The sequence below is a fragment of the Saccharothrix sp. CB00851 genome, assembly GCF_001905065.1.
Classification (GTDB): domain Bacteria; phylum Actinomycetota; class Actinomycetes; order Mycobacteriales; family Pseudonocardiaceae; genus Actinosynnema.
Genome location: NZ_LWLC01000035.1, coordinates 74,743 through 86,702, shown reverse-complemented (window position 1 = coordinate 86,702; position 11,960 = coordinate 74,743). Strand labels below are relative to the sequence as shown.

The following is an 11,960-nucleotide window of genomic DNA, read 5'->3' as shown; positions in this document are numbered from 1 at the left end:
CACCACAAGAAGGGCACCAAACCCCGCCGAACAGCTTAAACGGCAAGCTCAGGGCGAGATGACGGGGAAGTACGTGAGCGCTTCGCCGGTTTCCGGGTCGTAATAGCCGGCCAGTTCGAGGTTCCGCCACATACCGGACCAGGTCCCGGTGTGCGGATCGCGGATCAGTTCCCGGGACTGCCAGGCGCCCTCGCCCGCTTCCATCACCTCTTCGACGGTCCAGTTCAGGGGGAAGTAGGTGTGGTCGACGACGGCGGGTCGGGCCGCGCCCGAGTCCTGGTGCTCGGTGGTGGCCCGGAAGGCTTCCGGGTAGTCGGCGGGGCGGGCGAGGGTGGGTTCCCGGGCGGCGCCGGCCATGAACCCGTGCAGTCCTTCGAGGACAGCCCAGAACAAGGAGTCCGGGATGACCGCCCGCGGCCATCGCGCGTAGCTGCTCTCCAGCAGCACGACGTCGTTGACCAGGTCGACCGAGCAGCCGTTGCCCACCAGCGTGCGGCCTTCGCGTTGGCAGTGCCGGAGCAGGCCGACGAGGTGGTCCAGTCCGGAGAGGTGGGGTTGGGCGTCGGTGGTGAGCCAAGCCGCCAGGGACAGGTAGTCGGCGGGCACCGACACCCGGAGCCTGCGGTGCTCGTCGAAGGTGAACTCGATCGAGTCGCCGATGCCGAACATGTCCACTCCGGAACTCCTCTGTGAAAGCACTGCCACGGACACCGGCGTCCCGTCGCGCCGAACCCACGACCGGACCGCGCCGGATCACTGGTACTCGGACGGGTAGTAATGAATCACACTTCCGCCGCGCCCGTTGGTGCCGCCGGTGACGTGACCGGAGATGCGTATCGGACTGTCATCCGGCAAGCTTGCGATCCCCTCCCACAAAACCCGGCCGTCGCGTTGCCGCTGGTATCCGAAGAACGGATTGCCGCCGTTCCACGCTTCGTTGGCGAGGCCCCTCACCTGGTCAGGCGTGAGGCCGCGCGGGAACATCATGTGGGGCACCGCCTTCTCCCTCAACTCGGTCGAGTTGCCGCGCCGTACCTCGATCCGCGGAGTGGGGTGCTCGTAAACGCCATTCTGATAATAGTGGCGACCTTGAGGCGGCGGATTCTCGTGCTGACCGCCCCGGAACCGCGGCGGCAGGCCATAGGGTCGTCGGCCCAGGTCTCCTCGCCACACGTGCCCGCCCTGCACCCGGGGATACCTACCACCAGGGTCTTGGCCGTAGATGGCTCTGTTGTGCACGTCCCTGTCGATCGGGGGGTTCGTGCCATGTTCCCGCTGTACCCACGGCTTGTTGCCGGGGCCGGTGACCTCCCAGGTTGAGTTCCGTTCAACGCCCGGCGGGAATTGTGGCTGCCATGTCCGGGCGCCGCCCTGATGTCCGCCTTGGACGCCGCCGCCACGCGGAGCACCTTGAACGCCACCGCCTCGCGGAGGGCCTTGCAACCCACCGGCACGTGGAGCATTTTGAAAGCGGCCACCACGTGGAGGGCCTTGAAAGCCGCCCGCACGCGCACCACCTCGCGGCTGGTTCCACCCCGACGGACGGCTTGCCGGCGCGGGCCCGCCTTCGCCGGTCCCGCCCGTGCCGCCCCCCTGCCCCCGCATGGGCTGTTGCATGTTCTCAGCCGCGCCGCCCAACCTGGCCATGTCGGTCGAGGTCCGTTGCGCGGTCGAAGTGATCGTCCTGGGTGGAGTGCCACCCCGGGGCTCAGCGCGCCTGGTCGGAGACGGGGCACGGGAATTCGTGGAGGGGGACGAGCGCGGAGGCGGGGTCGGCCTCCGCGCTCCGGGAATGTTGGGGACGCCGGGCACTGGTGGTTTCCTTCCGGAATCAGCCGCGGTCGTGGTTGTGGACCGGTCTCGATGAGGACTGCGCGGTCACCACAGTGGCGCCTCCCAGTCCTCCTCTTCGTCGTTGTCGCCCGGTGCGCGGCGCGTCGTCCTGGCCGGGGTGACGGTGGCGGCCGTTGCCGGAGGTCCCGGTCGCGCGTGCCGGTCCTGGACCGCCGCCGCGGTGGGCGGCGCCGGCTCGGTGTCCATATCGGACAGTCCGAAACCGAGGTTCTCCGCCAACGGCGACGGCGGCTCGGCGGCCACGTCGGACAGGGACGGAAAGCGGTGCTGGTACTCCTGGGCGATGGCTTGGCCGCCGGCGGTGTCACCGATCGTGTCGGTGACGACCGCACCCACCCGGTCCGCCAAGCGCGCTTGGGCGCGCCGCAGGCAGGCCATGATCTGGGCGGCGATCTGGTCCGGCTTCATCCGGTCGACGTCGCCACCGAGCCGCAGGTCGGTGGGAATGCCGGAGGACGCCACGGTGAGCACGATGGCTCCGCCGGCGGCGGTCTCCGTCACCGACACCTCGTCGATCGCGCGGCGGGCCGCGTCGAACCGCTGGGCCTGCTCGGTGACCCCGGCCCGCCATTCGGTGATCAGCCGTTCGACATCATCCGCGGTTTCCACGGTGGTTTCCTCCTCGGAAGTCGTTCGGGTGCCAGGACGTTCGGACCGACCCGTCCGGATTGAGGGCTACCCTCACGCCGTTGTACCCGACGTACAGGAACGATCGGTGATCTTCCTGCCAGATGACCCTGCGCGGGTTGGTGAACGCCTCGTGACGCTCGGCGTGCCTGGAGCTGCGTTCTCCGAGCCGGTCACTGGCGTGCTGGGTGTCGCCGAGCGTGTGTGTAGGTCGTGGCGGCACTCGCGGTGGGGCGGGTGTGGGCTGATACCTGGGCTGTTGGGGAGGGGCCGACGTGAGCTCGCCGGGGCGAGCGCCGATGGCTGACCACCCACCCAGGGCGGCACCACGGGTCGGGCCCACGATCGGGATCGCGGTCGGGGTCGGCGATCCGCCCGCCGACGAGCCCCGGCCCGTGCCCGCGGCCGTACCCGACCCGTGATTCCCACGGCCTGCCCTCGCAGTAGATCCCCGCATGGGCGGCTGCAACGCTCGAGCGGATTCGGCCAGGTTCGCGGAACTGCCCATCGAGCCGGTCATGATGCGAGTGATCCCGGAGTTGTTCCCGCCCTGCCCTCGCGCTATGGGGATGCCGCGCCCTCGTGTGGTGTTCGGCGTGTTGTGGTTTCCGCGATTTCCCCGGTTCGTGGTGGGCGGCGGCGTGCGGCGGCCTCCTGTGGGCACTGGACGTCTCCTTCGCCGTGGTGGGGTCGGCTTCGTGGGATCAGGACCAGGCGTCGACGATGGCGGCGACGTCGGCGAGCACGTGGTTCAGCGCGGCGGGGTGGCCGGAGTTGAGGACGTTGTAGTAGTCGGGCAGCCGGGTGATGATGTCGTTGACGCAGTTGGTCACCGACTCCTGGATCTGTGCGCGGGCGCTGCCCGCCAGGTCACCGGCGGCGGTCACCAGGGCGACGATCGACTCCGCCGCCTCGACCACCATGTCCAGGTCGTCCTGTTGGGTGGTGGCGTTCTCTCGGTACCGGACTCCCGCCTCGCCGCCCCAATCGGCGGTGTGCCGGCGAACGCTGGTGTCGAAGAGCGTGCCGGCGTCCCGTGCCAGGTCGGCCACGCGCTGCCACCTCTCCGCGTACTCGGTGACCGCGGCCGGATCACCGGCGAACCACTGCTGGGCCTCGCGCAACGGCCGCAACTGGTCGAGCAGGCCGGGGATGTTGGTGTTCGACAACGCGTCCACCGGGTCCGGGGCCGGGCCGAGCGCGGACGTGCCGCCGGGTACCACGACGCTGTCCGGGTGCACCCAGTCGTTCCGCCGCACCGACTCCTTGATCACGCGGAGCTCGTCGGCGCGGCGCAGTCCCTTGAGTGATGGGGTAGTGGTGGTCGTCGGCTCCGTCATCACGACTCCACTTCACGGATGTGCAGCAGGTCCGCGTTCGCGCGCTCGACCTCGTCGTAGTCGCGCACGGTGCGGAGCATGGCGTCCTGATGGGCGCCCACCGACTCGACGGCCCGCTCGAACGCGCTGCGCGCCTCCTCGGCCGTCGGCAGGATCGCCAAGGCGAGCGGAGCGCCGAACGGACCGAACGACTCCTGGGGCAGGTGCGCCTCGGACGCGGCCTGCAACGCGTCTGCCAGCTGCTCCAGGACCGCGCCGAGGTGTTGCTGGTGCGTGACCAACGCGGTGAGGTCGACGTCGAACCCGGACGTGACGCCCAGGGCCGACCCCGGTTCGAAAGTGGTCATGGTGAGGTCGTCCTCGCGGTAGGGCTAGTTGGCGGGCGGGGGAGTGGGCGTGGGCGGCGGCGTGTCGCCGATCACCGGGGGCGGCGGGTTCACCTCGGTCATGGTGAACAGGTCCTCGCCCTTGATGTACGAGGCCGTCATGCGCTCCTGGTCGCCGCCTTGGCCGCCACCGGGGCCCATGCCACCCATGGGCGCGGCACCACCCAGGGGCGGTGCGCCGGAACCACCGTGCACGCCCAGCTGCGATCCACCTCCGGCGGGAATGGAGACAGCTCCGGGCGGCGTCGGGCTCAGGCTGCTGACGGTGGCAGGCGGACCGGGCGGCGGTGGACCGCCGAGACCACCGGCCGACAGGCCGCCGGGGCTCGGGACCGGTGGGGCACCGCCGCCGAAACCACCGCCACCGCCACTACGGGTGAACAGGTCGGGCGGGTTGACCGGTAGCAGTTTGTGCAGGGCGCGGTCGGTCGTCGGGCGCGTGGTGTTCAGGTCGGTGTCGAGCTGATTGCGGAAGTTCGCGATCTTGGCGTCGCCGGGAAGGGCGGCACCCGGGATCTGACCGACGGGCACCTGCGGTCGTGGTGGCGTGAACGGCGGCGGCGTGAACGACTGCGGCGATGCGGAAGCGAGCACCGTACGGCCGGACGTGGACGGCGGCGTGAACGGTGGCGGTGTGAACGTCGGCGGCGGTGCGGAAGCCGGCCTCGTGCTGTCGGGAATCGACGGGAGCGGCGGGATCGGTGGCGGTACGAACGTCGGCGGTGGCGCGGAGGCCGGTGACGTGCCGCCGGGCATCGGTGGCATCGGCGGCACCGGTGGTGGTACGAACGTCGGCGGTGGCGCGGAGGACAGCCCCAGGTCACCGGACGTCGGCGGCGGCATCATCGACGACGGGTCGGTCAGCTCCGGCGGCACGAAGCTGCCCGCGGGCGGAGCGCCGAAACCCCCGGTCGGGTCCTCGACCGGCATCGGGTACCCGGTGCCGTCACCGGCCATCATGGGGTCCGCCGGGTAACCGCCGCCGGCCATCGCGGGGTTTACGGGGTACATGCCCCCGTCGCCCGGCAGCGGGTAGCCCGTGCCGCCGCCGGCCATCGTCGGATCGACCGGGTACCCGCCGTCACCACCGGGCAGCGGGGGCGGCAGGTCGCCGCCTTCGATGCTGCCGAAGCCCATGGCGTTCTGCTCCTCCACCGCCGCGTAGTCCGCCGCGGTGTCCTTGGCGCCCACGGCGGCGTTCTCCACGGCTTCGGCGGCACGCTCCAACAGCTCGGTGATCCGCTGCGTGGTCTGCGCCATCGCCTCCGTGAAGCCCTGCTTGCGGGCGGTCGGACCGAACATGTCCGGCGGGACGTCGATCACGCCCAACGTGGCCGCCGCCGTGCTCACCACCTCGGCCGACCCGGAAAGCCGATTGCCGAAGTCGTTGATCTCTTCGCCCGTTACGCTGAAGCCGGCGCCCATGCCTTGCCCTCCAAGCCGTTGGTGTTCTCCGGGGTCACGGCGCCGAGCGGGGCCGAGGTCTTCCGCCCGAGCCCGGCGGCCTTCTCGTACCGCTTGAGCGCGTCGGCGATCTCCTCGGCGATGGTCTCCAGGGTGCCCATCCGCTCGGTCTGCCGACCGAGCGCCTCCGTCAGCAAGTTGATGCGGCGGGCGGATTCGACCGCGGTGACCGCGGCGGCGGTGAGCGACGCGGCGATACCGATCGCGATCGACGCACCGAGCGTCCAGACTGATGCCGCGAGCGCGGCACCCATGATGATGACGATGGTGCCCAGCGCGGTGGCGACCAGCTCACGGACGATCTTCCGCAGGGTGATCACCATGGAACTCGTCACGGCGGTCAACGTGCCCAACCCGTGCACGACGTGCATGAGGCCGAGGATCTCCTCGTGGAGCTGCTTCATGCTGGCGCGGAACGCCTCTCCGGCATCACCCTGCCAGTCCTGGAGGGAGGCGATGTCGGCCTGGTGCCCTCGCGCCAGGAAGGACAGGTTCTCGGAAACCTGCTTCATCGAGTCCACCGCGGTCTGCGTGGCGGCCGCGTCACCGTCCAACTCGTCGATGGCGTCGCGGAGGAAAGCCACCTTGTCGATCATCCAGCCGAACCCGGACGAGAACAGCTGGGCGAACGGATCAGCGGGCGGGCCGCCGCCGTCGCCGACGTTGTCCATGCCCTCCAGGACGTGGCCGACGATCGGCACGCCTTCCTGCTTGGCCTCGTTCACCAGCAGGGTGACCTGGTGCTCGATCTCGATGGCGAACTGGCCCTCCGGCCCACCGGTGCCGCCGGAGCCACCCGAGCCGCCGGACGTTTCCGGTCCGCTCGCGGACGGTTTCGTGTCGAACGTCGTCACCATGGCTCCATCTCGTCAACGGTGTCGTCCTCGGCCGGGCGGCGTCGGGGTGCCCTGGCCGGGGGCGTCGGGGAGTGCGGCGCGGGCGCGGGTTGGCGAGGCCCCGGCTCGACCAGTTCCTCCGGGACGAACCTGTCCTGCGGTCCGTCGCCGGTCGCGGTGGCGTCCGGGGTGTCCTCCGGCGGCAGGTAGGTGATCAGGTTCCTGGTCTGCTCGGTCAGCGCCGGGTCGCCGAACGGGATGAACGCCTCCGACACCCGGGCCGCCACCTGGCGCTGCGCGTCGCGGACGGTGCTCATGATCAGCGTGGTGAGCTGGGTGTGGCTGATGGCGGCGGCGCGGTGGCCGAGGCTGAGGTTCTGCAGGGCGCCGTTCGGGCCGACCGTGACGGTGACCGCCTCGTCCCGCGAGCTGAGCGTGACCACCGAGTTGTCGATGTCTTCCTTGAGCTGTGCGCTCCGCTGCTGCAGGTCCTCCAGCCACGCCGTCGAACCGATCGGCGGGCTGCTGTTGGCTGTCGTCATGGCGTCACCTCGTTGAGAGTTCGGTCGATACGTGCCGTGAGGCGGTCGTTGTCGGCGGGCGTGAAGCTCACCCAGTCCCCGTCGCGCACCCCGAGGTAGCGGCCTCTCGGGGTGTCGAACCAGGTGACCACGACCGGGGATCGCCGCTGACGGCGGGAAATCCCGAACTGGCCGCCGGCACGACGGTGGTCCGCCAGCTCGGCCAGCTCCGCGGCGTCCCGGGCGGACAGTCCGGCCCTGACCATCGTGATCCGCTCGTGGTCGTCGTCGGCGGACGCGAAGGTGTACGGATCGTCGTCCGTCGTCGGTTTCACCGCGGCGGCCATCGCCCGGTACGGCACCGACATCGCGCGGCCGGGACCGGCCTGGTTGGTCGGCAGCACGGCGACGATCGAGGCGGCGAGCGCGGTCGGGCGGATCCCGACCAGCCACAGCTGGTCCTCGCCGAACGCCGCCAGCACGCCGTGCTGCCCGCCTCCGACCGCGACCGCCCGCAGCGGGCCGTCGAGGTGGCCCACCGCGTCGACGGACAGGTCGTGCCGGGCCAGCAGCCGCAACTGCCCGACCAACCGCTCGTCCAGGTCGCGACCGGTCGCGAGACCGCGTTCGGCGAGGTCCCGGTGCACCTGCTCGGCCGCCTCGGCGCGTTCGGTGACGGTCCGGCCGACGCTGGGCACGTCCAGCGGGTAGGGCTTGGGCCCGAGGCCGAGGCCATCCCAGACGATGTCGAACTCGCGGGCCGACAGCACGAAATCGGGTGCGATCACGACCGGCCCCCGTGTTCCCCGGGCGCCTTGCCGCCGATCACCGACGGCGCCAGGTGGGCGTCGGACACCTCGAAGAACCGCTCGCCACCGACGTACTTGGCCTTGCGCTCCTCGTCCTCGGCGCCCTGGCCGCGAGCGGGACTGCCCACACCACCCACGCCCGCTCCCGCCATCGCGGCCGGGCTGGGCACACCGGGCAGACCGGGACCACCGGGCCTGGGAAGCGCCGGCCCCATGCCGCTCTGGCCGTTGGTGGGTGGGGCGTAGGGCATCCGGTTGCGCGGGTCGCCGTCCACGGGCACGGAGATCGAACCCCGCGGTCCCGCCCCGCCCCGGCCGCCTTCGCCACCGTTCGGTGGCATCGCGGTAGTGGGCGGCGGGACATTCGACGTACCCCTCGAATTCCACGACGACGTCCCGCCCGGCCGGTACCCGTCCCGGTTCGGCGCCGAGCCCATCGGACCACCGGGTTCCCCCGCGCCGAAGACCGGTCCTCCCGCCGAGTTCTGCGGCGCCGTCCAACCCTGCCGGTGCTGGTCCACAGTGGACATACCACCGGGGATTCCGGGATTGGGAGGCGTGAACGCGGACGGGGTGAGCACACCTTGCGGCGACGTGCCGCCGGGCTGGTGGACGTCCAGGTGCCTCGTCAGCACGCGATTCGGCACGGAGTTCGGCGGTACCAGGACCTGCCCCGGCGACGCGAGCTGTGCCGTGGTGGTCGCCGGTAGTCCGACGTGTGCCCCGGGTGCGCCCAGTCCTCCCTGCGCTGCCGGTACCCCTTGCGCCACCAGTGACGTCGGTGCGGTCGTCCCCGCCGATCGAAGCTCGTCCGGGTTGGACAACCCTCCGCCCGCCCAGCTCCCGCCCGCGTTCGGCACACCGGCCGTGGCCTCCCCGGCGGGCGTTCCCGCCCTGGCGAGGAAGAGAGGCTCCGACGTGGTCGACAACTCGACGTCCTCCGCCCTGCGGTACTGCCGCAGCGTGGGGGTGCTGCCGTTGACCGGGTCCGGCGGCGGGGTGAACCACGGCGAGGCGGTGTCCACCGCACGGGACTGCTCCTCCATGCGGGCCATCACGAGGACCGCCTGCTGGTGCGCCGAGCCCGCCTGGTCGCTCTTGACCTTCACGTCCACGAGCGCCGCCGCGAAACCGGCCATGCCACCGCTCGCGAAGCCCTCGCTGAGCATGGCGTACCAGTCGAAGTCGACCGGTTCCGGCATCGCGGCCCTGGCCTCGGCCATGATCTGGGCCTGCTCGCCCACCCGCTGACCGAGGTCGGCGGCGGTCAGCGCGGCGACCTCGCTCCAGTCGGCGAGCTCGCGGATCGCACCGCGGGCCGACTCGGCCGACTCGCCCTGCCAGCCCTCCTCACCGGCGAGGAGGCATTCCCTCATCAACTGGGCGGAATCGGCCATCTCCACGCCGAACTCCACCCACTCCTGCGCGAGCGCACCGGCCTGCCCGGGGTCGTTGTCGACGTGCACCGACTCGTACAGCGTGCGGTGGTCGTACGCGGCCCAGTTCCAGGTCTCCGACAGCACCACGTCGAGGCTGGGGCTGACCGCGGCGATCGGGTCCTCGGCGGGCACGTTCTGCTGTGCCATTCGCTTGTCCGTCCTCACTGGTCGGGGCTGACGGGCCGCGACGCGACCCCGGGGGTGTTGTCGAGGCGATCGACGCGGCCTGCCAACCGGAGGTACCGGCCGCTCCCGTCCGCCAGCTGCTGGAAGCTGTCGACCTGGTCTTCCTCGGTCCGCCGGTACAGCTTCATGGCCTGGTCGACCGCGGCGTGCGCTTCCTCCAGCACCAGGCGGTACGGCGTCAGCACGCCCGCCAACGACGAACTGCCGTCGGCGGCGCCCGCCCGGTGCTCGAACTTGAAGGCCATCGCCTGCCCGACCGGGTTGCTGCCCAGCGGCGCGCGACGAGCGAGCTGCCGCGTCCCCCGCAACCAGGCGTCCACCCGATCCACCTGGTCGCGCAACATCGACAGGATCTTGTCGCCCGCCTCGGGGTCGAGGGACAACCTGCCCGCCACCACGTTGTCGCGAATCGCGGCAACCGCGGCGATCCTCCGCTCGAGGGTTGCCGCCTCGCCGATGCTGACCATCACCTGGACTCCCCGTTTCACCTTGCCTTGATAGGCAAAGCGTGCCGTTCCCGGCTGGGGAAGTCGCTGGGGTCATCCCTCGATGTCGGGGTGCTGTCCCGCGTTCGTGGGTAGGGATATCCCTACGGCGCGGTGGAGCGGGGGTGACGCGCGGGCGGTCAGGGGCCCGAGGTCTCCACCATGAACCAGCGGGAGGTGTTGTCGGTGCACTCCTCGATCGTCACGGGCGCACCTTCCGGCCACGCCTCGTCGCGCTCCAGCGCGAGGCAACGTCCGCCGCTGGCGTGGTTGCGGATGCGGACGGTCCCGCTGGCGGCGTCACGATCCAGCCACCACTGCTGGTTGTCGTCCAGATTGGCGTTGCAGGGAGAGACCACGACCTTGGTCCCGGCGCGTTGAGCGCCGAAAGCGGGCAGGTCGAAGCAGTACCAGTCGTCGTCGTCCGCGTCTTCGATGTGGGAGAACATCAGCAGCTCGCGGCCGTCCGGTCCCGCCTCGGGGTGGGGGACGGTGTAGAACCACTTCTGGTTGGCGGCCGGGTGCTCGTCGCACCGGGACTGCCTGAGGACGTTGTTCGTCGGTGTGCCCGCGTCCGCGCCGCGGATTCCCACGCACATGTTGGTCACCTCGCTGCGGAGCTTGATCTCCCGGGGAGGCGGCTCGACGTAGGCCTTCTTCTCGGTCGGCGGACGTGGTTGCGTCGACCGCGGGGACGATGGCGCCGACGCGGGTGGGGTGTTCTTCGTGGACACCGGGGAGGGCGTGGTGGACCGGGACCCGGGCGGTGCTTGCGTGGTCGTGGTGACCGCGGTGCTCGTCGTGGACGTCGTGGTGGTGGCGGTCGTCGTGGTTCTCGTGGTCGTGACCAGGACGACGACCAGGGTGGCAACCACAGCCGGCGCCGCGAGGGCCATCAGCGCCAGCCGCTTCGGCCGGCGAGGTGGTGGCTCGCTGAACGGTGGGGCGTCCGCGCCGTCGGGGGAGTGGACCGGCCGCGGGTCGGCCAGGGCACGTGCCGCGATCGCGGCCGCGCCGAGCGCCACGGTGAACTTCGGGTGGTGAGCCGTCCGCACCGGCTTGTCGAACGCCTCGGACAGCAGCAGCCGCACCAGCGGAACCTGGGACGAGCCGCCCGCGAGCAGCACCGCGGACAGCTCGTCGTCGCGCAACCCCGCCGACGCGACCGTGCGCCTCAGCGCGCCGACGGTCAGCTCCAGCGACGGCCGGATCACCGCGTCGAACTCCGGTCGGGTGATCGTCACCTCGCGCGGCCCGGACGGCAGCGGCACGGTCAGCGCGACGTCCGGCTCGGTCGACAACTCGACCTTGGTCCGAACGCACAGCGCGCGGATCCCGGCCAGCGCCGAGGCTTGAGCCGGGTCGGTCGGGTCGAGCCGGCCGATCGCGCCGTCCAGCCGCTCGTCGAGGTGGGCGAACAGCGCGTCGTCGAGGTCCATGCCGCCGAGGTGTTCCAAGCCCTCCGGCGTGCCCAGGATGTCCATGCCGCCCGAGCGCATCCGCAGCACGGTGGTGTCGAGCGTGCCGCCGCCGAGGTCGTACACCGCGACGACCTCGCCGTCGCCGAGCGCCCGCTCGCGGCTGTAGTGCGTCGCCGCCGCTTCCGGTTCGGTGATCAACTGGAAGTCGGTGACGTCCGCCAGCCGGGGCACCTCGGCGAACTGCTCCCGCCGGTAGGGCCCCCAGATCGCCGGGCAGGTCAGCACGATCGACGCCGGTGGACCGCCCATCGCCTCGGTGACCTGGTCGAGCACGGCCCGCAGTTGCGCGGCCATCAGCGCGGTCGGGGTGTAGGCGCGGCCACCGAGCAACAGCGGTGTCGGGTCGCCGAGCCTGCGCTTGAACCCGCGACCCAGCCGGTGGGGGTCGGCGGGCGCGTCCCCGGCGGCCGTGCCGGTCAGCAGCGTGCCGTCCGGTGTGCAGTAGGCCAGCGACGGAACGACCATTTCGGGTGACAGCGGCACCATCCGCGTCCCCGCCGCGTCAGAGACCGCAGCGGAAGCGAAGGTGGTG

The 11,960-nt window shown here is 71.3% G+C and carries 12 protein-coding genes; all 12 read right to left on the bottom strand.

The features are described from left to right. Positions 1 to 48 precede the first annotated feature (48 nt). Complete coding sequence (locus A6A25_RS31260; protein WP_241829005.1) at positions 49 to 669, bottom strand: EndoU domain-containing protein; 621 nt, start codon at positions 667 to 669, stop codon at positions 49 to 51. An 84-nt stretch (positions 670 to 753) separates the two neighbouring features. Beyond that, complete coding sequence (locus tag A6A25_RS43445; RefSeq protein WP_143193523.1) at positions 754 to 1,188, bottom strand: hypothetical protein; 435 nt, start codon at positions 1,186 to 1,188, stop codon at positions 754 to 756. A 690-nt stretch (positions 1,189 to 1,878) separates the two neighbouring features. Then, complete coding sequence (locus A6A25_RS31250; protein ID WP_073896366.1) at positions 1,879 to 2,463, bottom strand: YbaB/EbfC family nucleoid-associated protein; 585 nt, start codon at positions 2,461 to 2,463, stop codon at positions 1,879 to 1,881. Between the two features lie 722 nt (positions 2,464 to 3,185). Next, positions 3,186 to 3,821: a WXG100 family type VII secretion target gene (locus A6A25_RS31245; protein ID WP_073896365.1), complete on the bottom strand. Its 636-nt coding sequence runs from the start codon at positions 3,819 to 3,821 to the stop codon at positions 3,186 to 3,188. Beyond that, on the bottom strand, positions 3,821 to 4,168 hold the full coding sequence (locus A6A25_RS31240; protein WP_073896363.1) for a hypothetical protein: 348 nt from the start codon (positions 4,166 to 4,168) through the stop codon (positions 3,821 to 3,823). Before A6A25_RS31240 ends, A6A25_RS31245 begins: the two co-directional genes overlap by 1 nt. A gap of 24 nt (positions 4,169 to 4,192) precedes the next feature. Further along, the gene (locus A6A25_RS31235; protein WP_073896362.1) at positions 4,193 to 5,632 is read right to left on the bottom strand and encodes a hypothetical protein; all 1,440 of its coding nucleotides are present in this window, start codon (positions 5,630 to 5,632) and stop codon (positions 4,193 to 4,195) included. Beyond that, the gene (locus tag A6A25_RS31230) at positions 5,611 to 6,525 is read right to left on the bottom strand and encodes a WXG100 family type VII secretion target (protein ID WP_143193522.1); all 915 of its coding nucleotides are present in this window, start codon (positions 6,523 to 6,525) and stop codon (positions 5,611 to 5,613) included. The genes A6A25_RS31235 and A6A25_RS31230 overlap by 22 nt, the downstream gene beginning before the upstream one ends. Then, positions 6,522 to 7,049, bottom strand: coding sequence for a YbaB/EbfC family nucleoid-associated protein (locus A6A25_RS31225; protein ID WP_073896359.1), 528 nt, complete (start codon positions 7,047 to 7,049; stop codon positions 6,522 to 6,524). The genes A6A25_RS31230 and A6A25_RS31225 overlap by 4 nt, the downstream gene beginning before the upstream one ends. Further along, positions 7,046 to 7,816 (bottom strand): ESX secretion-associated protein EspG, encoded by a 771-nt coding sequence (locus A6A25_RS31220; RefSeq protein WP_073896357.1) that lies wholly within the window; start codon positions 7,814 to 7,816, stop codon positions 7,046 to 7,048. Before A6A25_RS31220 ends, A6A25_RS31225 begins: the two co-directional genes overlap by 4 nt. Further along, positions 7,813 to 9,423 (bottom strand): hypothetical protein, encoded by a 1,611-nt coding sequence (locus tag A6A25_RS31215; protein ID WP_073896355.1) that lies wholly within the window; start codon positions 9,421 to 9,423, stop codon positions 7,813 to 7,815. The genes A6A25_RS31220 and A6A25_RS31215 overlap by 4 nt, the downstream gene beginning before the upstream one ends. A gap of 14 nt (positions 9,424 to 9,437) precedes the next feature. After that, positions 9,438 to 9,950, bottom strand: coding sequence for a hypothetical protein (locus A6A25_RS31210; protein ID WP_198932924.1), 513 nt, complete (start codon positions 9,948 to 9,950; stop codon positions 9,438 to 9,440). A gap of 137 nt (positions 9,951 to 10,087) precedes the next feature. Beyond that, on the bottom strand, positions 10,088 to 11,893 hold the full coding sequence (locus tag A6A25_RS31205; RefSeq protein ID WP_158073850.1) for an Hsp70 family protein: 1,806 nt from the start codon (positions 11,891 to 11,893) through the stop codon (positions 10,088 to 10,090). Positions 11,894 to 11,960: the final 67 nt, after the last annotated feature.